Origin of the sequence: Desulfuromonas sp. DDH964, from assembly GCF_001611275.1 — a bacterium.
Classification (GTDB): domain Bacteria; phylum Desulfobacterota; class Desulfuromonadia; order Desulfuromonadales; family DDH964; genus DDH964.
The window spans coordinates 400,053-421,946 of sequence record NZ_CP015080.1 but is presented as its reverse complement, the minus strand read 5'-3'; the positions used below and the strand labels follow the sequence as shown (position 1 = coordinate 421,946).

General features: G+C 63.6%; 13 protein-coding genes and 1 pseudogene. 4 read left to right on the top strand and 10 right to left on the bottom strand.

The genetic code is table 11. The features are described 5' to 3' along the window. Positions 1 to 22: 22 nt before the first annotated feature. Complete coding sequence (locus tag DBW_RS02020; protein WP_066723491.1) at positions 23 to 220, top strand: hypothetical protein; 198 nt, start codon at positions 23 to 25, stop codon at positions 218 to 220. 147 nt (positions 221 to 367) lie between these two features. On the opposite strand, the gene DBW_RS02015 is transcribed toward DBW_RS02020, so the two are convergent. Further along, positions 368 to 2,200 (bottom strand): UbiD family decarboxylase, encoded by a 1,833-nt coding sequence (locus DBW_RS02015; protein WP_066723488.1) that lies wholly within the window; start codon positions 2,198 to 2,200, stop codon positions 368 to 370. Between the two features lie 27 nt (positions 2,201 to 2,227). Beyond that, on the bottom strand, positions 2,228 to 3,184 hold the full coding sequence (locus DBW_RS02010) for an IS1595 family transposase (RefSeq protein ID WP_066723323.1): 957 nt from the start codon (positions 3,182 to 3,184) through the stop codon (positions 2,228 to 2,230). Between the two features lie 811 nt (positions 3,185 to 3,995). Between DBW_RS02010 and DBW_RS19220 the strand changes: the two are divergent. After that, positions 3,996 to 4,283: pseudogene (locus tag DBW_RS19220) on the top strand (Ig-like domain-containing protein); the annotation flags it as partial. Positions 4,284 to 4,409: 126 nt separating this feature from the next. Continuing rightward, complete coding sequence (locus DBW_RS02000) at positions 4,410 to 8,267, top strand: beta strand repeat-containing protein (protein ID WP_066723483.1); 3,858 nt, start codon at positions 4,410 to 4,412, stop codon at positions 8,265 to 8,267. A gap of 81 nt (positions 8,268 to 8,348) precedes the next feature. Here DBW_RS02000 and uvrB read toward each other — a convergent pair whose 3' ends face one another. Further along, entirely contained in the window at positions 8,349 to 10,343 is a 1,995-nt protein-coding gene (gene uvrB, locus DBW_RS01995) for an excinuclease ABC subunit UvrB (protein WP_066723481.1), read from the bottom strand. A 207-nt stretch (positions 10,344 to 10,550) separates the two neighbouring features. On the opposite strand from uvrB, the gene DBW_RS01990 reads away from it, so the two are divergent. Continuing rightward, positions 10,551 to 11,069: a cytochrome c3 family protein gene (locus tag DBW_RS01990; RefSeq protein WP_066723477.1), complete on the top strand. Its 519-nt coding sequence runs from the start codon at positions 10,551 to 10,553 to the stop codon at positions 11,067 to 11,069. A 75-nt stretch (positions 11,070 to 11,144) separates the two neighbouring features. Here the strand turns inward: DBW_RS01990 and cysS are convergent, their stop codons facing one another. The 7 genes from cysS to DBW_RS01955 all read right to left on the bottom strand — a co-directional run bounded on the left by cysS (position 11,145) and on the right by DBW_RS01955 (position 21,867). After that, positions 11,145 to 12,626: a cysteine--tRNA ligase gene (cysS, locus tag DBW_RS01985; RefSeq protein ID WP_066723474.1), complete on the bottom strand. Its 1,482-nt coding sequence runs from the start codon at positions 12,624 to 12,626 to the stop codon at positions 11,145 to 11,147. A gap of 82 nt (positions 12,627 to 12,708) precedes the next feature. Then, a complete protein-coding gene (gene cheB, locus DBW_RS01980; protein ID WP_066723471.1) occupies positions 12,709 to 13,749 on the bottom strand; it encodes a chemotaxis-specific protein-glutamate methyltransferase CheB in 1,041 nt (346 codons plus the stop codon). Positions 13,750 to 13,756: 7 nt separating this feature from the next. After that, on the bottom strand, positions 13,757 to 15,868 hold the full coding sequence (locus tag DBW_RS01975; protein WP_066723468.1) for a hybrid sensor histidine kinase/response regulator: 2,112 nt from the start codon (positions 15,866 to 15,868) through the stop codon (positions 13,757 to 13,759). Positions 15,869 to 15,871: 3 nt separating this feature from the next. Continuing rightward, a complete protein-coding gene (locus DBW_RS01970; protein ID WP_231875375.1) occupies positions 15,872 to 17,650 on the bottom strand; it encodes a methyl-accepting chemotaxis protein in 1,779 nt (592 codons plus the stop codon). Positions 17,651 to 17,711: 61 nt separating this feature from the next. Then, positions 17,712 to 18,260, bottom strand: a complete 549-nt coding sequence (locus tag DBW_RS01965; RefSeq protein WP_066723465.1) for a chemotaxis protein CheW — start codon at positions 18,258 to 18,260, stop codon at positions 17,712 to 17,714. 24 nt (positions 18,261 to 18,284) lie between these two features. Next, on the bottom strand, positions 18,285 to 20,138 hold the full coding sequence (locus DBW_RS01960; RefSeq protein WP_066723463.1) for a CheR family methyltransferase: 1,854 nt from the start codon (positions 20,136 to 20,138) through the stop codon (positions 18,285 to 18,287). Positions 20,139 to 20,178: 40 nt separating this feature from the next. Continuing rightward, a complete protein-coding gene (locus tag DBW_RS01955; protein WP_066723461.1) occupies positions 20,179 to 21,867 on the bottom strand; it encodes a glutamine--tRNA ligase/YqeY domain fusion protein in 1,689 nt (562 codons plus the stop codon). Positions 21,868 to 21,894: the final 27 nt, after the last annotated feature.

Here is a 21,894-nt window from a genome sequence, read left to right as displayed (position 1 = left end):
TCTGTCCAGCAAAGGAGTCCCCATGAAGATCGATGAAGTACGCCAACGCGCCTATGCCCTGGGGATGAACGGCATCAGCCGGATCAAGAAGGGCGACCTGATCCGGGCCGTTCAGCAGGCGGAAGGGAACCAGCCCTGCTTCGGCACCGCCGGACGTCTCGACTGCAGTCAGCTCGACTGCTGCTGGCGAGAGGACTGCCTGGTCCCACGGCCGGGCTGAAGGCTAGCCCCGGCCGAGGCAGTAGCCCTGGCCCGTTCGGCGCCAGGGCGTAAAAGCTATTTCCAGCGCCGGCGCAGCAGCACGCCCGCGTCCCGGCAGCGTCCGAAAATTTCCGCCCCATCGATTCCCCATCCTCAACACACCAATTCAATAACAGCCATGCAGCGGCCCGCCAGGCGCCGCCAGTGCTTCGACCCGGGCCGCCACCGCCGGATCCTCGAGGAGCGGCGGCGCATGGTGCGGCTTGCGGCGGGCATCGACCACCAAGGCACCCTGGCAGCCCCAGTGTTTGTTCTTAATCGCAGCGCCAATCCCGTAAATATCCTGCGCCGGGTCGGAGCGGGTAAAGGTCACCCAGAGCAAATTATCGAGGCTGCGGGCGGTGAAGTCACTGTCATCGACCACCACCACCAGCGGGAAGTCGTTGATGCCGTCGTTTGCGGTGAAGTGATCGCAAAAGCCCTGGATCGTCCCGGCCTCCTTCTCCCACGCTGCTGGCCCCTGCACCAGCAGCACCCCGGGCAGGGCGACCCGCGGAGCACTGAAGCCGGCGGGGAGACGCAGCCCGGCCGGCAGCTCGACCGGCAGTTTTCGGCGCGGCGGGCCGGCGGCGACGATCACCACCTTCGACCCCTGGTTGAGGCCGCTGCCCGAATAGTCGAGGGTGTCGATGGTGGTGCAGGTCTGGAAATGGAGGTCGCGGCGCCAGTCGACCCGCTCCAGCAGATGCCGGAAAAAGGCTGGTATATCGTGGATATCGAGCTGCGGGCTGTCCTCGCGAGCGGTCAGCAGCAGGTACTTGGCGAGGGAGAGCTGCCCTTGGCCGAGCAGGGCGTTGCCGAGGGTCAAAAGCTCCTGCGGGCGGCGCTCGGCGGCGTAGGGGACATAGCGCTCGCTGCCGATCGCCAGCAGCAGCGGGTGGACGCCGGCGGCGTCGACGGCATGCACCGCGTGGATGCCGGGGAGAACGCTCGGGATCAGGTCGCCGGTCAGCTCGTGGATAAAAGCCCCGAAGCTGGTGTCCTCCTGCGGCGGCCGGCCGACGCTGGTGAAGGGCCAGATCGCCCCCGGCCGGTGGAAAACCTGCTCCACCTGCAGCACCGGAAAATCGTGGACCAGGCTGTAGTAGCCGAGATGGTCGCCAAATGGGCCCTCGGGAAGCGTCCGTTGCGGATCGATACGCCCGCAGATAACGAAGTCGGCTTCGGCCGGCATAGGCAGGCCATTGCATCCCTGGACGAGCTTGATGCGTCGTCCACCGAGGAGCCCGGCAAAGGCAAGCTCCGGCATCCCCTCCGGCAGCGGCATCACCGCCGCCACCGTCAGGCTCGGCGGACCACCGAGGAAGACGCTCACCGGCAGCGATTCGCCGCGCTCGCGGGCGGCGGCGTGATGGACGCCGAGGCCGCGGTGAATCTGGTAGTGGAGGCCGACCTCGGCCCCGGGACGATAGGCGCCGCCGGAGAGCTGGACCCGGTACATGCCGAGGTTGGAATGGCGCCAGCCGGGCTGGCCGGGATGTTCGGAGTAGACCTGGGGCAGGGTGATGAAGGCGCCGCCGTCGTCGGGCCAGGACTTGATCTGCGGCAATTCGCCCACGGTGGTGGTTTGGGCAAGAATTGGCCCCGTCCCTACGCGCTTTGGCAGCAACCGCAGGGCCGCCGCCGGAGCGCCGGCAAAGCGCAACGGGTGACGCAGCAGTTCGGCGGGGTCGAGCTTGAGGCGAACCAGGGCTTCGACGCCGGGGAGGGCGTCGCGAAAGAGAAAGCGGGTGCGCTCTAAGGTGCCGAAGAGATTGGCGAGCGCCGGGAAGCGGCACCCTTTGAGGTTGGTGAAGAGGAGCGCCGGCCCGCCCCCGGCATAGACCCGGCGCTGAATCGCCGCTACCTCCTGATCCGGATCGACTTCGGCGGTGACGCGCAGCAGCTGGCCGGTGCGCTCGAGATCAGCCGCGGCGGCGGCAAGATTGCGGTAACCCATGGACCTGCCTTTCAAATTTCTACCTGATTAGGTCCAATTCTCAGCTCGGCGAAGCCAGGCCTCGGGCCGCTTGCCGATTGAGACACAGGCGAACAGCAGTCTTGGCAGCATGCTGCGCAGATCGAACCGCCGGTTGAACCGGTACTGAAACTCGGCCAGATAGCGATGCGCATATTTGTCGAAGTCAAACGCATGATACGTTCCGGCCATGGCCGTCTTAAGATTGCCCAGGATGGTGTTGATCCAGTGGAAGCAGCCCATGTCGGTACTTCTGCGTTGATCACCAACCACCTTTCGCTGATGGTAGCACCCAGTCTTGGTGACGGCGCGGAAGCAATTCAGGCCATCAGAAACGACCAGCGCCGTCGGTGCCAAGTGATTCTTGGCCCATTGATCAACGTCATGGCTGCTGAAGGTCGTCACCCGGCTAAAAACAGCTCGCAGCGGATGGCCCTCGTGACTGGTCTCCACTGCCGCAATGAAGGGAACTTTGTTCTCCGAACCGCGACCAACCTTACCGCCGGAGCGTTCCCCGCCCAAGTAGGCGTCGTCGATCTCGACCCGCTGGGCCAGAACCGTTGTCTCTTCGCGCTCGAACATCGCCTGCATGAGCTTGTGCTTGAGCCGCCAAGCCGCTTTGTAGCTCAAACCCAGCATTCGTCTCAACTCCAGCATCGACAGGCCGGACTTGCCTTGTGTCATGAAGTAGAGGGCCAGAAACCACTGGGTCAGCGGCAGATTGCTCCCATGGAAAATCGTTCCGGAGATCAGCGAGATCTGTTTGCGGCAGCGACAGCACTGGAAGATGTTCGACCGTCCTCGCCGAAACTGGACCGCGCGGCTTGCACCGCATGCTGGACAGACAAATCCTTGGGGCCAGCGCGAGTGCTCAAGGATCGCCTCGCATTGGGCCTCCGTACCATAGTCTTTGAGAAAATCAGCCAAGCTCAGCCCCGGTTGGAACTGGATACGATTGATGGCCATGGATGCTAACCTCCTTGTTATTCATGAGTTCCATGGCCAAACTCTATGCTCCCTGTGCGACAGAATGTGTCATAGCTGAGAATCAGACCTAATCAGGAATTTCTATGGATAATGTGAATCATCTTACCCGAGCGCAAACGGGAAAACAATCCACGGCTTTCTTGGCTGCCCCGCAACCCCACCGGTGCGATCGACCTGGCTGCCATTACCGTAGGGCTTAATTCGCCAGGAAGTTGGCTGGACTCTATTTTGATTCCCGCAAAGAGGCTAGGGCACTTGGCATCCCGCCCTAATCAGCAACATTCCCAGGCACAAACATTTCTTTCTTCCATATATCAACAGCTAGTTAACCTGAATTTGGGCGATTATCGGATTTCCAATTCCCGGAGTCGAAGAAAAGTCAATCCTGAAAATCGATGAGATCTCCTGGCATTTTATGTGCATTGACAAACCATTCCCACGTTGATGAATGCGGGCGGCAAGCCAGAACTCATTATAAATAAGTTGTTTTTCCCCTAGCTCCGTGGTAGTAAGTTGGCTCATATTGTCGATTACTATGGGAAAATACCCAGAGACCATAAAAACTCACTATTGCACCAAAAGGGAGGGTTTGATGAAAAAAATTCTAATCTCTTACCTGATTAGCCCTAATTCTCAGCTGAGGGGCGAGAGCACCTTGGGCATCCAATATGTAGGGGCCCCATTGTTCAATTCATCGCTACGGCTTGGGCTCTTGTAGGGGCGATCCGCATCAAGCTGAGAATCGGACCTAATCAGGATCTCTTATGTCTTGCTTGCAGTAATCCTGTTGATGGCAGGAGGCTGCGGAAAAGAAAGTGACTCAACAACTACCTCCCCAACCAATATCAATAACTCGGAGGTCACGGCTGTTTCGCTTACTACAGGAAGTAACAGCATCACGGCAGATGGAACTGCCTCAACCCTGCTGCGCGCCGTTGTCTCGGGCGGCAGCGGCCCCATCGAGGGTGCGACTGTCACCTTTTCCACCACACTGGGCAACGTAAACCCTTCAAGCGCCATAACTAATGCCAACGGCATTGCCCAGGTGAGCCTGGTAAGCGGCACCTCCATTGGTACCGCACAGGTCAATGCGATTGCAGGCGGCGTCTCGGCAGATTCCCAAAGCGTGGCTTTTGTCGCCGGGGCTCCGGTGATTCCCACGATTTCCTTTTTCCCCTCAACCACCCAGCCCAATGGAACCAGCATGATCAACGTCGCAGTTGTCGATGCTAACGGCAACCCGGCCAGCGGCGAGGCCCTTGCCTTTGCCATTACCACCAACACCAGCGGCGGCAGCCTCGGTTCTCTGACCGCCACCACAGACATCAACGGCCAGGCCAGCATCAACTACACCGCCGGCAGCACCACCGGCGATGACATCGTCTCCGTTCGCACCATGTCCAATGCCCTGACTGCCTCCAGCACCCTGACCGTAAGTGCTTCAGCGGTCGTCATCAAATCGGTCTCCCTGAGTTCGGGGGTCAGTTCGATTACGGCGGACGGCACTTCCAACACTCTGATGCGGGCGTTGGTCCTCGATATCGACAACAAGCCGGTCCCCGGGGCATCCGTCTCCTTTACCACCACCCTGGGCACCCTCTCCGCCGCCAGCGCCACCACGGACGCAGCCGGTTACGCATCGGTATCCTTGACCAGCACCACCTCGACCGGGTCGGCAACCGTCCAGGCTTCTTTTGGCGGTTTTACCGCCAGCACAGCTGTCAGTTTCGTGCCGGGTCCGGTAGCGACCATCACCCTGCAAGCCACACCAACCAGCGTCGCCCTCGGCGAAACCTCCGGGTTAATCGCTACGGCGACCGATGCACAGGGCAACGCGGTAAGCAATGCAACCCTGATCTTCACCGTCTCCCCCAACACCACCAGCGGCAATCTCAGTGCACTGACGGCAACCACCAATCTCAGTGGTCTTGCCACCCTCAACTATACCGCCGGCAACGCCGCCGGGACGGACACCATCAGCGTCCGCTCCTCCAACATCAAGACCGCCACAGTGGACATCAATGTCTTCTACAAACTGGCAAGTATTACCATTGACCAGATTTCTCCGAGTTCCGTCTTGGCGGCAGGCGGCTCGGCAACCCTTCGCGCCACCGCCGTGGATGTCAATGGCAATGCCGCGGCGGGCATCACGCTTTCCACGGTGGTCAGTGCCGGTAGCGCGGTCGTCACCGCGACAAACGGCGGAATGACAGACGCTTTCGGTCAAGAGACATTCAGCATTACCGATCCGACGGCCGAGAACATCACTTTACGGGTCTATTCCGGCATTGTCAGCCGGGAGCAGACCTTTACTTTCGGCCCGACCCTCTCCATCACCCCCAGCGCCGTCAATGCAACCGGGGCAGCGACCCTGACTGCCTATCTGCGCGATGGCAACAGTGGTGGCATCCCCGGCGTTTCGCTCACCTTCATTCCGAACTACGGTGACAGTGACAATCTGCTCACCCCGTCTGTCGGCGTCACTGACCAGAACGGTGCCGTGACCCTAACCGCCACGGACACCGGCAACAACGGCAGCACCATCGGCATCCTGGCCCAGGTCTCCGGGGTCCCCAGCATCTCCGGCACAGCGAACGTCACCTTCAAGGCGCCGACCGCCACCTATGGCACCACGGCCTCCGCCACCCTGAGTGCCTTGAAGGTCAATGACACTTCGACGGTTGTGACCACGGTTACCGACCTCGGGACCAAACTCCCCGCCGCGGGTCAAACCCTTGATATTTCCGTGAACGGCGCTGCAACCATTACCCCGGCCGGTCCCTACACCACCGACATAAACGGTGAGGTTTCGGTGACCGTCACTGACGCCACCGCCGAAAATGTCGTGGTAACCGTGACTGGTAGCGAGACCATCGAAATTCCGCTCTATTTTGGCAGCAGCCTGCAGTTCGCACCGGCAACTTCTGAGAGCATCGCCGATGGCAGCAGCAGCAAAACCCTGGTTGCCACGGTCGTCGATTACGGCAATTCCCGTGTCGCCGGCGTTCCCGTTAACTTTCAGGTGACGGTCGGGGATGCCCTGCTCAGCACCGGCTCAGCCATTACCAACAGCCTCGGGCAGGCCAGTGTGGAGGTAACCGACTCGACCATTGAGACGGCTACGATCAGGGCCGCGGCGGGGAGCCTCGCCACCAAGGACGTGACGGTTGACTTCCTGGCCGGGGATCCGGCAACTATCACCCTTACTTCTTTGCCAGTGAATACGACCGCGTTGTCGCTGTTCGGGCAGGCTACCCTGACCGCCACGGTCAAGGATCTGCTGGGCAACAACGTCGCCGACAACACCCCGGTGACCTTCAGCCTCTCGGGCACCGCCACGGCGGCGACCGTCACCACCTCGGCCACCACAACTAACGGCGAAGCCACAGCGTCCCTGAATGCTGGGAACGTCTCCGGGTCCCTCACTGTAACGGCCACCGCCGGCCTAGTCAGCAAAACCATCACCTTTACCGTGGCCCCGAGTGCAGCCGGCTCAGTACAGGTGGTCAGCGTCATTCCTGAATTCGTGCAGCAACTTGGCCAGCCGGGGACGCAAACTTCCGTCATCACCTTCGCGGTCAAGGACCCCGGTAGCAACCCAGTAGCGGATGGAACACCCGTGACGCTTTCCCTCGACCCGCTGCAGCTCGGTGGCGGGGAGCTTCTCTCCGACGGTTCGAGCCCCTATGCCACTTCGGTGACAACCAATACAGTGGCCGGCCAGGCATTTGCGACCTTCCGCGCCGGGACCGTCTCCGGAACGGTCGACATCACCGCTACTGTGGCGAGCTCTCTGGGGTCCGATATCAGCACCGTCGCCCAGGTGACGGTGGTCAGCGGAACGCCCGACTCCCTGCATCTTCCCGTCTCCGGAAGCCCCTTGAATGTCCCCTCCCTCCTGTATGATGGCTGCACCTCCGCATACAACATTACTGTGGGAGACCGCTACGGGAATCCGGTCCCGGATGGAACCAACGTCAGTTTCATGGTGGAACCGGGCTGTGCCACCATCGGCGACAGCGCTACCGGCTTCGTCACCTCGACCACCAAGGGAAAAATCGCAGAGACCGTCACCCACGGACTCGATTTCAACTTCCCGTCGCCGCCCCTCAGTGACGTATCTCACTGCCAGGTGGTCGCCTATGTGACAGGCAACGAGGGATTCCAGGACGTGAACGGCAACGGCGTCTACGACGCTGGCGACATCTGTACCGGCGATCAAGGTGAACCTTACATCGACGGCAACGAGAGTGGTTTTTACGAAGCAGGGGAGCTGTATGTCGACGTCGACGAGAACAATGCCTACACCCCGGCCAACGGCACCTGCGACACCAGCACGACCATCTGGCGGAAGTTTGATTATCTGATGAGCGGTGCCATGGGCATGTCCGTTGTCCCGGATCCCGCGCTTGGTTTCGCGCTTGAGATTGGTGAAAGCCAGAACTTCACTATTACTATCGAGGACGCCAATGGCGCCCCGCCCATCGCCGGAACGGAATTGAACATCACGACCTCAGCCGGCACCCTGGTCAATGGCGGGAAGTCCGTGATCGGGGACACCGCAACAGCTTCACCGTGGGTCCGGACCTTTACCCTGCTCAGCGATATCGACCCAACCGCTACCCCCACGCAAACGATCATCACCATTACTCTGACCTTCCCCGGTGGGGTCTGCGGCGACAACGGCCCCAACCTTACCGGGGAGATCGCGGGCGTCATCAACCTTCCTGCGGCAGTCCCGGCGCCGAGCGTCCTCTGGACCATCCCGCAGGATGGCGACACCAATATCCCGGTCAACGGCACGGTCATTGTCGCTTTCGACCAGAGCATGAACAAGAACACCGTCTCTGCCACAACCGTCACGGCCGATTGCGGCGGCACACTTTACAACTTCGCCACCGTGGCTAGTGCGAGCGGAGATACCGAGTTCACCTTCAGCCTCGGCTCTGGGATAACCTTCCCGGCAGCTAGCAACTGTACTGTCACCATCTCGGATGCCGTCCGCAACACCAATGGCGTCAACATGGCGGCCCCTTACAGCCTCACCTTCACCACTCAGTAAGCTCATTTGATCAATAGCGCAGCGAAAGAAGCCCCCGGAAATTCTGGGGGCTTCTTTCGCTGCGCGAGGTGCAGGCAGGAATTACAGCCCCAACTCCCGCTTCTCCAAAGCCAGCAGCCGGTCACGCAGCTGGGCCGCCGTTTCGAACTCGAGGGCGGCGGCGGCCGCCAGCATCTCCTGGCGCAGTCGCTCAATCTCTGACTGCAGCTCGTCCCGGCTGCGAAATTCCTCCAGTTCCTCGGCCACCTGCGGCAGCTCGCCGTAATCGCCGCGCTCGGCAATATCCTCAAGGATGGTGCGCAGGCTCTTCTTGACCGACTCCGGGGTGATGCCGTGCTCGGCGTTGTAGGCAAGCTGGACGGCGCGCCGGCGTTCGGTCTCGTCGAGGCAGGCCTGCATCGAGCGCGTCACCCGGTCGCCGTACATGATCACCCGGCCGTCGACGTTGCGTGCCGCCCGGCCGCAGGTCTGGATCAGGGAGCGCTCGCTGCGCAGGAATCCCTCCTTGTCGGCGTCGAGGATCGCCACCAGCGCCACCTCCGGCAGGTCGAGCCCCTCGCGCAGCAGGTTGATCCCGACCAGCACGTCGAAGCCCCCCTGGCGCAGATCGCGCAGAATCTCCATGCGCTCGATGGTGTCGATATCCGAGTGGAGATAGCGCACCCGGATCTGCAGCTCGTCGAGGTAGCCGGTAAGGTCCTCGGCCATCCGCTTGGTGAGGGTGGTGACGAGCACCCGGTAGCCCTCGGCGACGGTGGCGCGGATTTCGTGGATCAGGTCGTCGACCTGTTCCCGGGCCGGGCGTACCTCGATCGGCGGGTCGACCAGGCCGGTGGGGCGGATGATCTGCTCGACCACCACCCCGGAGGCCGCCTTCAGCTCGTAGTCGGCCGGAGTCGCCGAAACGTAGACGGTCTGCAGCCGCTTCGCCTCGAACTCGGCAAAGGTCAGCGGCCGGTTGTCGAGGGCCGAGGGGAGGCGGAAGCCGAAGTTGACCAAGGTCTCCTTGCGCGAGCGGTCGCCGCGGTACATGGCGCCGACCTGGGAGACGCTGACGTGGCTCTCGTCGATGATCAGCAGCGCATCCTCGGGGAAGTAGTCAAAAAGGGTCGCCGGCGGTTCGCCCGGTTGGCGGCCGTCGAGGAAGCGCGAGTAGTTCTCGATCCCCTGGCAGTACCCCATCTCCTCCATCATCTCGATATCGAAGAGGGTCCGCTGCTCGATGCGCTGCGCCTCGAGGAGCATGTTGTTGGCGCGGAACTCCTGGATGCGCAGCTGCAGCTCGTCCTGGATCGCCTTGACCGCCCGCTCCAACGTCGGCCGGGTCGCCACGTAATGGCTGGCGGGAAAGATCGTGGTGCGGCCGATGCGGTCGATTACCCGGCCGCGCAGCGGATCGATTTCGCTTACCGCCTCGATCTCGTCGCCGAAGAACTCGACCCGGATCGCCCGGTCCTCCTCGTAGGCCGGAAAGATCTCGACGGTGTCGCCGCGCACGCGGAAGGTGCCGCGGTGGAAGTCGATGTCGTTGCGCTGATACTGAATCTCGACCAGCCGCTTGAGCAGCTGGTTGCGATCCGTCTCCTCCCCCTCCTCGAGCTTGACCAGCATGCCGAAGTAGGCCTCCGGCGAACCGAGACCGTAGATGCAGGAGACCGAGGCGACGATCAGCACGTCGCGCCGCGACAGCAGCGAGCGGGTGGCGCTGTGGCGCAGCTTGTCGATCTCCTCGTTGATCGAGGAATCCTTTTCGATGAAGGTGTCGGTCGACGGGACGTAGGCTTCGGGCTGGTAGTAGTCGTAGTAGGAGACGAAGTACTCGATGGCGTTGTGCGGAAAGAGTTCCTTGAACTCGCCATAGAGCTGGGCGGCGAGGGTCTTGTTCGGCGCGAGGACCAGGGTCGGGCGCTGTACCGCGGCGACGACGTTGGCGATGGTGAAGGTCTTGCCCGAGCCGGTGACGCCGAGCAGCACCTGGTGCTGGTCGCCGCGGCTGATGCCGGCGACCAGTTCGGCGATCGCCTGCGGCTGGTCGCCACGGGGCTGGTAGGTGGTTGTCAGTTCAAAGCGGGCCATGCTCAGATCGTCTGCCGTCGGCGGCACCGAAAACCCACCCAAAGGGAGTGCTGGAAAGTTTACCACAGCCCACAATAGGTGACCGGTCCTTGACAACCCCGGGAACGGCGCTAAAGGTTAATTATCTCTTAAAATGAAATCAGAAATTTTTGGGGTTGAGTTCAAAGCTGTTTGGCGCGGGGTTCCCCCGAGGAAGGAGGCGCGTTCGTGAACGGAAAATTAGTGGCTGGCCTTATCATCGGCACCGCGTTGCTGTTCTGGCAGATCGCCACCGGGCCGGCAAGGGCCATCCCCCACCTGGAAGCCGCAGCCTGTCTAAAAAAATTCGCGGTGGCCGAGATGAGCGAGCCCTGCTGGGAAGTCTGCGTCAACTGCCATGCCCGGACTCGGCCGATCGTTCCTCTCGACATCTATACCCAAGGGGATGCGCGGGTCTGCATCAACTGCCATGACAACGAGGCCATGGCGGGCGGTGGCGGCAATCGGTTTTTGCTCTACAAGGTCGGCGGTGGGGGCGGCAACCATCCGGTCAACGTCCCCTATACCCCCGAGATTTCCAGCTCCCTGCGCCCCGACCCCCAGGGGCCGAGGCTCTTCTTCAACGCTGCCGGGGCGGAGCCGAAGGTCCAGTGCTCCACCTGCCACAACCCGATGGGGCGCTCCCCGCGACTGCTCTGGATCAGCAACTCCCGCTCGGCGCTCTGCATCGCCTGTCACGACAAATAACAGCTCTCAACTCATCAACCGGGGAAGTCGCCCGCCTCCCCCGGTTGCCGCGACCTTGCATACCCGCACCTGGAGCTACTTCACCTTCCAGCTCGTCCCCTCCTTGGAATCGAGGAGTTCGATCCCCTTCGCCGCCAGCTCGTCGCGGATCTGGTCGGCGCGGGCGAAATTGCGCGCCAGGCGCGCCTGCCGACGCTCCTCGATCAGGGCCTCGATCTCTGCGGCGACCAGACCGCTGCCGGCCAGCTCGGCGCTCTTGCGTCCCTCGAGCCAGGCATTCGGCTCGGAGTTGAGGATGCCGAGAACGGCGCCGAGGGCCTTGATGCGGTCGACCCCTTCCCGCAGCACCTTGAGGGAGAGTGGGCAGTTCGCGAAGTCCCCCTGGGCCACCAGCCGGTTGAGACCGCGGATTCCCTCGAAGAGGTGACCGATCGCCTGGGCGGTGTTGAAATCGTCATCCATCGCCTCGGTGAAGCGCTCGTCGAGGGCTTCGAAGAGGTCGAAGACCTCCCGTTCACTGTCGCTGATCGCCGGGCAGTTGGCCGAATCGGGGACCGGATGGAGGGCGAGAGTCTTCTCGGCACTCTGCAGGGCTTCGTAGAAGCGGGTCAGGCCGGCCCGGGCCTCCTCGAGGTTCTGGTCGGAGAAGTCGATGGGGGAACGGTAGTGGGCGGTGAGGATGAAGAAGCGCACCACCTCCGGATCGTACTGCTGCAGGATGTCGCGGATGGTGAAGAAGTTGCCGAGGGACTTGCTCATCTTCTCCTGATTGACGTTGACGAAGCCGTTGTGCAGCCAGTATTTGACGAAGGGCTGGCCGCTCGCCCCCTCGCTCTGGGCGATCTCGTTCTCATGGTGGGGAAAGATCAGGTCGCGCCCGCCGCCATGGATATCGAAGGTGGCGCCGAGCAGGGAAGAACTCATCGCCGAGCACTCGATGTGCCAGCCGGGCCGTCCTTCCCCCCAGGGGGAGGGCCAACTCGGCTCACCGGGCTTGGCGGCCTTCCAGAGCGCGAAGTCCATCGGGTTGCGCTTCTGCTCGCCGGGGGCGATGCGGGCGCCGGCCTGCATCTCGTCCATGGTGCGCTTGGAAAGCTTGAGGTAGGCGGGGAACTTGTCGACGCTGTAGTAGACGTCGCCGCCCGCTTGGTAGGCGATCCCCTTGGCGATCAGGGTCTGAACCAGGGCGATGATCTCGGCGATATAATCGGTCGCTTTCGGCTGGTGGGTTGGCAGGGCGAGGTTGAGCGCCGCCATGTCCTCGTCGAAGGCACGGATGAACTCCTCGGCGAGCTCCTTGCTCGAAATCCCCCGCTCGTTGGCGCGCTTGATGATCTTGTCATCGACATCGGTATAGTTGCGGACGTAGGTGACCGCATAGCCGGCGTGCTGCAGGTAGCGGAAGATGACGTCGAAGACGATATTGGCACGGGCGTGGCCGATATGGCAGTAGTCGTAGACGGTGACGCCGCAGACATACATCCCGACCTTCCCCGGCTCGAGCGGCTGAAACGGCTCCTTGCCGCCGGTAAGAGTATTGTAGACACGCAGGCTCATGAAAATTCTTCTCCTTGCAGGCAGCGCAACCCTTTCCGGCATCGGCGCCGGAAAGGGTTAGATACCATATTCAGCGGGGATTTTAAAGGTTTTTGCCGTTTTTGAGGAGACGGTTGAGGGCGGCGGGAATCTCGCCGAGAGGGAGGACCTGGTGGACGGCGCCGAGCTGGATGGCGACCCGGGGCATGCCGAAGACGGCACAGCTCCCTTCATCCTGGGCGATATTGTAGGCGCCGGCGTTCTTCAGTTCGGCCATCCCCTCGGCGCCGTCCTGCCCCATGCCGGTGAGCAGGACCGCGACCAGGCGTGTGGCCAAATCCTCCCGTGCCAGCGAGCGGAAGAGGACATCGACGGAGGGACGGCAGCAGTTGACCGACGGGGTGTCGCGCAACCGCACCTTGCCATCCTGAATCTCCATCTGGAACTCGTTGGGCGCCACCAGCGCGACGCCGGGCGTGAGGGGCTCACCATCACTGGCAAGACGCACGCTGATGGTGCTCTCCCGGTCGAGCCATTCGGCAAATCCAGCGGCAAAGCCGCGGGCGATATGCTGGACGATCAGCACCGGGGCCGGACAGTCGGCGGGCAGGGCCTTGACCAGGCTCATCACCGCCTTGGGTCCACCGGTCGAGGCGCCGATCGCCAGCAGACTCCGGCCCTCGCCGACAGGTGGTCGCACTGCCGGAGAGGCGGCGGCACGGGGGCGGCGGAAGTGGTGAATCACCCGGATCTTGGCGAGGGACTTGATCTTTTCGAGCAGCCGCGCGGCGATCTCGGCTCCCCCTCCGGTCGCCAGCCCCGCCGGCTTCTCCATCACATCGAGGGCGCCGAGGCGGATGGCGTTGAAGGCGCTGCGGCTGTCGGTGGGGTCGACGTTGCTGGAGAGGACCAGGATCGGCGTCGGACAGCGCGCCATGATCTCGGCCACTGCGGCCAGGCCGTCCATCACCGGCATCATGACATCGAGCAGGACGAGGTCGGGCTTCAGCTCGCAGGTCAAATCGACCGCCTCGCGCCCGTCGCAGGCCTCGCCGAGCACGGTAATCTCGGAATCGCGGGCGATCAGGTCCCGGAGGACCATGCGCGTCAGCCGGGAATCGTCGGCAATCAGGATGCGGATCATCGTCCCCTCACCCAATCAGGCTTTCGACGGTTTCGAGCAGGGTCCCCTGGTCGAAGGCTCCCTTGACGATATAGGCCTGGGCCCCGACCTCGATCCCCTTGCGGCGGTCGGCATCGCTCGCCAGGGAGGTGACAATAATTACCGGCAGCTCCCGGAGCGCCTCGATCTGCCTTACCTTGGCGGTCAGCTCGAAACCGGTCATCCCCGGCATCTCGACATCGCTGACCATCAGATCGAAGGGCTGCTCGGCGAGGCGCGCCAGAGCCTCCTCGCCGCAGACCGCCACCGTCACCTGGTAACCGTGGGTCTCGAGAATGTTCTTCTCCATGGTGCGGGTGGTAATCGAATCGTCGACCACCAGCACCCGCCCCTTGGTACGGGCGGCACGCTGGGCAGCGAAGTCCTGCCGCAGCTGGCTGCTGGTGCCGGCGAGGCCGGCGCTGAAAAGGTCGGGGACGGAAAGGATCAGGGCCGGCAGGCCGTTGCCGAGAATGGTCGCCCCGGTGCAGAAGCGGACGCTCTTGAGCTGGGCGCCCATCCCCTTCACCACCAGCTCCTGAACGTTGACGGTGCGCGTCACCAGGCAGGCAAGCTGCTGTTCGCGAAAGTTGAGAACCAGGGCCGTCGCCCGCCCCGGGATGTCGATCTGGCTGCGGCGCGCGGCCCCGAGCAGGTCGGGGAGAGGCAGCAGCGGCAGGGTGGCGCCGCGCACCCGGATCACCTCCTGCCCCCCCTCGGTGAGGATATCCCGCTCCGCAAGGCGCACAATCTCGCTGACGTAGTGCAGCGGCACTGCGTAGATCTCCCCTTCGCACTCGACCACCAGGCCGGTCACCACCGCCATCGTCAGGGGGAGCTTGAGGAACATCTCGGTCCCCTTGCCGGGGTGGGAGTGGATCACCAGGTTCCCCTTGACCCGATCGATCTGCGACTTGACCACATCCATGCCGACACCGCGACCGGAAAGGTCGGTGACGATCTCCCGCGTCGAGAATCCGGGGCGGAGGATCAGATAGACCGCCTCCTCGTCGCTCAGTCCGGCCGCCTCCTCCGGGCTCAGCAGACCGCGGTTGATGGCCACCTGGCGTACCCGCTGCGGATCGATGCCGCAGCCGTCGTCGCTCAGCCGCAGGTGAACGAATCCCCCCTCGGTACTGGCAGCGAGCTGAATGCGCCCGGCTTCAGGCTTGCCTGCTGCAACCCGCTCGGACATCTCTTCGATGCCATGATCGACCGCGTTGCGCAGCATGTGCAGCAGCATCGGCCGGGACGCTTCGAGCATCATCCGGTCGAGTTCCACCTCCTCGCCGCTGACCACCAGCTGCGCCTCTTTCCCCTGCTCCCGGGCGAGGGTGCGCACCATGCGCGACAAATCCTCGGTGATCGTCCCGAGGGGGAGCATGCGCAGCTCCATCGCTTCGCCGTGCAGCTCCTCGGCAAGGCAGGAGAGGCCCAGGGTATCGGCCTCAAGGGCCATGGAGACCTGGCCGAGGTCATCGAGGATGCTGCGCAGCAGGGTGTAATTTTCGGCCTTGCGCAGACGGCGCAGAAAGGTCTCGAGGCGCAGCAGCCCGCCGGCTAGCTGGCGGTTGTGTTCTTCGAGCACACGGCGCGAGATGAGCAGCTCGCCGAGGAGATTGACCATCTGGTCGAGGCGGGCGACGCTGGCGCGGACGGTATCCTTTTCGACCGTCTCGCGGCGGGGGCTGGGCGTCGGCTCCTCCCGGGGCGCCGGCACCTCGGGCAGCACCCCGGTCGCCAGTCCTTCGAGCACCAGGTCGACATTGACCTCGATCTCCCCGCCGGCGTGGGCCTGGGCGACCAGCGCTTCAAGGGCGTCGGCCGCCACCAGCAGCAGGTCGATCAGTCCCGAGGTGACCTCCCGCTCCCCCTGCTCGACCTCCTTGAGCAGTTCTTCGAGGGCGTGGGCCACCTTGCCGAGGGTCTGCAAATCGAGCATCCGCGCCGACCCCTTCAGGGTATGGGCGCTGCGCAGCAGCTCGTGGACCCGCTCGGGCGTAAAGCCGTCCTGCTCCAGGGCGAGGCTCCCCTGGCGCAGCGCCTGGAGGTGCTCCTCGGCCTCACGGGCGAAGATGTCGAGGTACTTCTTGATCGTCACGGATCAGGCTTCTTCCTCGACCAGGCTCTTGAGCCGTTCGGCCAGGGCGGTCAGTTCGGTGATCGACTGGGTCGTCTCCTGGGCGCTCGCCGCGACCTGGGCGGCGACGTCGCGCACTTCGGCGATGGTTTCCGCCATCTGCTCGCTGGCCGTGGTCTGCTGCTGGGTCGAGAGCTTGATCTCGCGGGCGGCGCTGGTCGTCTCCTGGACCATGGCGATGATGTTGGCGAGTTCCTCGGAGATGCGGGCAACCAGGTGGCTGGCGCTATCAACCCCCTTGGTCCCCTCCTCGGTGAGCATGATCGTCGAGTTGGTCGCCTTCTGGATTTCTTCGATCAGGGTCTTGATCTGACCGGTGGCATCGACGGTACGCTCGGCGAGGCGCTTGACTTCATTGGCGACGATGGAGAAGCGCTTCCCCGCCTCGCCGGCCCCGGCCGCTTCGATCGCCGCGTTGAGGGCGAGGAGGTTGGTCTGGTCGGAGATTTCATCGATGATGTCGACGATGCCGCCGATCTTCTGCGAGTTCTCGCCGAGATCGAGCATCGCCTCGGCAATCGACTGCACCTGCTGCTTGAGGCCGCTCATGCCGCCGACGGCGCTGTCGACCGCCTGCACCCCGTGGCTGCTCGCCTGGCTCGCCTGCTCGGCGAGGCTCTCCACCCGCAGCGAATTCTCCGCCACCTGTTTGGCGGTCACCGCGATCTCTTCCGAGGTGGTGGTCGCCTGCTGCACGGCGCTCGCCTGCTGGGTGGCCCCCGAGGCCTGCTGCGCCGAAATCGCCATGATCTCGTTGGCGCTGGAGGAGAGTTGCTGGATCGCCTCCTTGACGGAGACGATCATCCTCGCGCTCTTGTCGATCTCGCTCTTCAGGTTCTTGACGATCACCTGGGTCATCTTGTTGAAGGCGGCGGCGAGCTTGCCGATTTCATCGCTCGAATCGAGACTGATCGTTTCGTCGAGCTTGCCGTCGGCGATGCGGTCCGCCACCTCGGTCAGAACCTTGAGCGGCCGGGTCATGCGCGAGACCACGATATAGATGGTCAGGGAGGCTACCAGCAGCACCAGCAGCATGGAGAGGGCGACGGTGTTGCGCAGCTCGGTGATCGCCTCCTCGGTCTGCTGGATCGAAAATCCGATGCGGAAGCCACCCCAGTGCTCGCCACCGACGAAGACCGGCGCGGTGATATCCCACATCGTTTCACCGGTATCGCGGCGGTAGACCTGGCGCAGGATCTGCTGGCCGTCCCTGCCGTCATAGCGCCCCGCCGCCAGACCGACCGGGTCGTTGAAGAGGCGCTTGGTGCGGTTGCCGACCTTGTCCTTTTCGGCATCACCGGTCAGGGGGTTGGAATATCTGGTGTTGTGGGTCGGCAGGTAGCCGTTCTTGTCGACCAGCACGGCGAAGACCACCATGCTGTCTTCCTGGACCAGGGTATCCTCCAACTCCAGAATGTTCTGGTCGAGATATTCATCATAGGCGGTGTGATATTTGGGAATCGACGCGCCGGCCAGAGGACCGCTGGTGATCGGCTGATAATCGCTGTCGAATACCTGCGCGCGGGTCAACTGGCCGCTGCTGATCGCTTCCTCCAGCACCTGCTCCATCGCCTGGGCGCCGAACAGGGCGAGGGTCCGCGCCTTGGTCAACATCAGATCCTTGAGCACTTCGCCCCGGCGCTGCACCAGGGTGGCGGTAAAGATCGCCATGATTACGGCAAGAACCGCAATCAGCGAGATAACGATCTTGAGGGAAATTCTTTCCGTGATCCATTTGAACATGTGACCCCCTTGTGCCGGCCGCAAGCCTGGCGGGAATGGATGGGGCGGGCGCCAGGCGCCGTCAGTCCCCTTTCTGTTCGATGACGAATTGCGAATGGCTGAAGAGACGCGGCAGGTCGAGCAATACCAGCATCCCGTCCGCCCGGGGAACCTGCCCGAGGACGGTTTCCCGCGGAATTCTGGCGAGACCCTCGGTCAGCGGCTCGATGGCGGCAAGAGGAAAGGTCTCGATTCCCAGCACTTCGTCGCTCAGCAGGGCGGTGGTCAGGCCGCCGGCTTCGACCACCACCAGCCGGGTGCCAGCGGTGACCACCGTCTCGCCGAGGCCGAGAACCTGGGCGAGGTCGGTGACGGCGACGATCTGGCCACGCAGGTTTATCACCCCGCGGATGTGGGACGGCACCTGGGGGACGCGGACCAGCTTCGGAGCGCGCAGGACTTCCCGGGTCAGGCTGGTGGCAAACCCGAAGCGCTCGCCGCCCAGGCGCAACACCAGGTAATCGGCAGTCTCGCCGATCGCCGCCTCCTCGACCGCATCGAGCCCGCGCCAGTATTCCTCGCGCATCTCCTGGAGCACCCGCTGAATCTCGTAGGATGTCGACTGTTTCATCTGCCTGTCCTGTCTTTCTGGAATCTAGGCTCCTGCATACTGTTCGAGCTCCCGGCGACACTCCCGGGCCAGTTTCTGCGGGGTCCAGCTGCCGGCATAAACCAGCTTGCGCCCGGCCGGGAGCCGTTCCAGCAGGCGCAGGGTGTTGCGCACCTCACGGGCCGCCTCCTGCAACCGGCCGAGGCGCCGGAAGACGCGGCTCAGGGCGTAGTGGGGCATGATCAGGTTCATGTCGAGCAGGAGCGCCCGCCGGTATTCGAGCAGCGCCTCCTCCGGGTTATCTTCCATCTCCCGGATCAGCCCCATGAGGAAGTAACTCTCCGGGTAGAGGTCATCGACCTGCTGGGCGCGCTGGCAATATTCGAGGGCTTCCTGGTAGTCGCCGCGGTTGGCGAGCAGGAAGCCATAACCGACCAGGCCACCGACATGTTCCGGTTTGTGGCGCAGGAGTATAGCATAATTTTGAGACGCTGTTTTAAAATTTTCCTCATCAAAGGCGGCGACCGCCCGGGCATAGATTTCCGCCAGATCCGGGGGGTCCTGATCACCGCCGCCAGCAGCCTGGGACGGCGGTTCGGGTAACGGCGGCGGCAACACCGGCCGGCGGACAATGGGGTCGATCTTCGGCGCGGCAAGGTTCCCGGAAGGAGGGGGGGGCGGCGCTCCCGGCTCCGGCAGGCGGTAGACGAAGCCACCCCCATACTGAACCCGGGCGAAGTCATGGCGCAGGTTGAGCAGGGTCTCGGCATGGCCGAGCAGGAGGTAGCCCCCGGGCCGCAGCACCCCGGCCATCCTGTTGATGATCTCCTGGGTCGTCTCCGGCTGGAAATAGATCATGACGTTGCGGCAGAAGATCAGGTCGAGGGGCTGGGCGGCAGCCCGCCCCGGGTAGAGGCCGGTCCGCAGGTTGAGATATCCGAAGTGAACCATCGCGCGGATCTCGGGAACGATGCGGAAATGACTCCCCTCTGCCCGGAAATAGGCATCGCGATAGGCGGCCTCGGTAGCCCGCAGGGCGCGGCCGCCATAGAGCCCGGCCCGGGCCGCGGCGAGGGAACGCTTGTTGATGTCGGTGCCGAGGATCTCCAGGCGCCAGTCGCGCAACTGGGGAAACTGGGCATGGAGCAGCATCGCCAGCGAGTAGGGCTCTTCGCCGGTGGAACAGCCGGCCGACCAGATGCGCAGCGATCGGTTGTGCCGGTTGCGGCTGATCACCTCGGGGATGATTACCTCGCGCAGCAGCTCGAAGTGGGCGAGGTAGCGAAAGAAATAGGTCTCGCCGATGGTCAGCAGGCCGAGGAGTTTTTTCAGCTCCTGGCGACTCTCCTGGTTCGCCTCGAGGTAGCCGAGGTAATCACGGTAGCCGGTCGAGCGCAGGGCCCGCATCCGCCGTTGCAGGCCACGTTCCAGCAGCAGGGCGTTGCGGCGGTCGAAATGGAGACCACTGTGGGTGACGAGGAAGTCACGAAAGAGGGCGAGGTCGACCTCGGTCAGGCCCGGGTAGGGGCCGGGGGGGCTGCGCCGCGCCGCGAGCTGGGCCAGATCTTCGAGGAGACGCTCCTCATCGAGGGGCTTGGGGAGGACGTCGAAGACATCGAGGAGTTCGAACTCGAGGCGGGGATCATTGGCGGTGACGATGATCGGCAGATGCAGGGTGGACCGCTGCAGACTCAAACGCCGCAGCAGGTCGACCTCTTCCCCCTCGGCGCCCGGCACATCGATCAGCAGCAGATCGGGGGTCTGGCGCCGCAGCTCGGACAGGGTCAAAGCCCCCCGCAGGCAGCGGACCCGATGCCCGGACGCCTCCAGCAGCCCACTCAGGGCCTGGCAGAGCTCCGCGTCGCGATCGACGATCAGGACCTGCAGGGGGGAGGTCATGAGGACACCTGTCGCAGCCGTCGGCGGCAACCGCCGCGGGTCATGACGGCGCGCCTGTCGACTCCTGGCGGGCCCAGGAGTCGCGCAGCGTCGCGGTCCGGTTGAAAACCGGGACCCCGTCTTGGCCGCGCTCCGCATCGACGGTGAAGTAGCCGAGACGCTCGAACTGGAAGGTCGTACCCGCCGCCAGCTCTGCCATTCCCCCCTCCAGCCAGCAGTCGGTGAGGGTTTCACAGGAGTCGGGGTTGAGGTCCTCCAGAAAATCCCGTCCGCCGGCGCCGGGGGTCGCGCTGGTGAAGAGCCGGTCGTAGAGCCGGATCTCGCCGCGCCGGGCATGGGGAGCGGAGACCCAGTGAATCGTCCCCTTCACCTTGCGCCCGTCCGGGGAGGCGCCCCCGCGGCTGGAGGGGTCGTAACTGCAGCGCAGTTCGACGATCTCACCGGCGGCATCCTTGATCACCTCTTCGCAGCGGATGAAATAGGCGCCGCGCAGGCGCACCTCACTGCCGGGCGCGAGGCGGAAAAACTTCTTTACCGGTACTTCCATGAAGTCGTCGCGCTCGATGAAGAGTTCCCGGGAGAAGGGGACCATGCGACTGCCGAAGGCCGGGTCTCCGGGGTGGTTGGGGAGTTCGAACTCCTCGCTCTTCCCCTCCGGGTAGTTGCTGATCACCACCCGCAGCGGCCTGAGTACCGCGAGCACCCGCGGCGCGCTGAGGTTGAGCTCCTCGCGAACGCAGTCCTCCAGCACCGAGATGTCGATCCAGCTGTCACTCTTGCCGACCCCGATCCGCTCGCAGAAGCTGCGAATCGCCGCGGCTGGATAGCCGCGCCGCCGCATCCCGGCCAGGGTCGGCAGGCGGGGATCGTCCCAGCCGCCGACATGCCGATCCTGCACCAGTTGCAACAGCTTGCGCTTGCTCATGACGGTATAGCTCAGATTGAGGCGGGCGAACTCGATCTGCCGCGGCCGGCAGGGGACGGAAGTGTGGGTGACAAACCAGTCGTAGAGGGGGCGGTGGTCTTCGAATTCCAGGGTGCAGACCGAATGGGTCACCCCCTCGAGGGCATCGGAGAGGGGGTGGGCAAAATCATACATCGGGTAGATGCACCAGCGGTTGCCGGTCCGGTAGTGGGGGACGCGCTGGATCCGGTAAAGGATCGGATCGCGCAGGTTGATGTTGGGGGCGGCCATGTCGATTCGTGCCCGCAGGATATGGGCGCCGTCGGCAAATTCTCCGGCGCGCATGCGCCGAAAGAGGTCGAGATTCTCGGCCACGCTGCGGTTGCGGAAGGGGCTCTCCTGCCCCGGCTCGGTGAGGGTGCCGCGATAGAGCCGCACCGACTCGGCGTCGAGGCTGTCGACGTAGGCGAGCCCTTTTTCGATCAACTCCTCGGCGAAGGCATAGAGCCGTTCGTAATAGGCGGAGGCATAGTATAGATGCTCGCCCCAGTCGAAGCCGAGCCAGCGCACCGCCGATTTGATCGCCTCGGCGTACTCCTCGCTCTCCTTCTCCGGGTTGGTGTCGTCCATGCGCAGGTGGCAGCGCCCGCCAAAGGCGGCGGCCAGCCCGAAATTGAGGCAGATCGACTTGGCGTGGCCGATATGGAGGTAGCCGTTCGGTTCGGGCGGAAAGCGCGTCACCACTCCGGCGTCGACTCGTCCCTGCTGGAGATCATCGCTGATGAGGTTGCGGATAAAATTGGTGGGAGTCACTTCGCTGGTCATGGACACCTTTCCTGGGCTGTTATCCCC

What these genes read in the sequence shown, in the direction of transcription:
- DBW_RS02015 (WP_066723488.1), bottom strand. Translation starts at nt 2,200, where the DNA reads ATGGGTTACCGCAATCTTGCCGCCGCCGCGGCTGATCTCGAGCGCACC.
- DBW_RS02000 (WP_066723483.1), top strand. Translation starts at nt 4,410, where the DNA reads ATGATCAACGTCGCAGTTGTCGATGCTAACGGCAACCCGGCCAGCGGC.
- DBW_RS01960 (WP_066723463.1), bottom strand. Translation starts at nt 20,138, where the DNA reads ATGACCTCCCCCCTGCAGGTCCTGATCGTCGATCGCGACGCGGAGCTC.
- DBW_RS02020 (WP_066723491.1), top strand. Translation starts at nt 23, where the DNA reads ATGAAGATCGATGAAGTACGCCAACGCGCCTATGCCCTGGGGATGAAC.
- DBW_RS01965 (WP_066723465.1), bottom strand. Translation starts at nt 18,260, where the DNA reads ATGAAACAGTCGACATCCTACGAGATTCAGCGGGTGCTCCAGGAGATG.
- uvrB (WP_066723481.1), bottom strand. Translation starts at nt 10,343, where the DNA reads ATGGCCCGCTTTGAACTGACAACCACCTACCAGCCCCGTGGCGACCAG.
- cysS (WP_066723474.1), bottom strand. Translation starts at nt 12,626, where the DNA reads ATGAGCCTGCGTGTCTACAATACTCTTACCGGCGGCAAGGAGCCGTTT.
- DBW_RS01955 (WP_066723461.1), bottom strand. Translation starts at nt 21,867, where the DNA reads ATGACCAGCGAAGTGACTCCCACCAATTTTATCCGCAACCTCATCAGC.
- DBW_RS01970 (WP_231875375.1), bottom strand. Translation starts at nt 17,650, where the DNA reads ATGTTCAAATGGATCACGGAAAGAATTTCCCTCAAGATCGTTATCTCG.
- DBW_RS02010 (WP_066723323.1), bottom strand. Translation starts at nt 3,184, where the DNA reads ATGGCCATCAATCGTATCCAGTTCCAACCGGGGCTGAGCTTGGCTGAT.
- cheB (WP_066723471.1), bottom strand. Translation starts at nt 13,749, where the DNA reads ATGATCCGCATCCTGATTGCCGACGATTCCCGGCTGACGCGCATGGTC.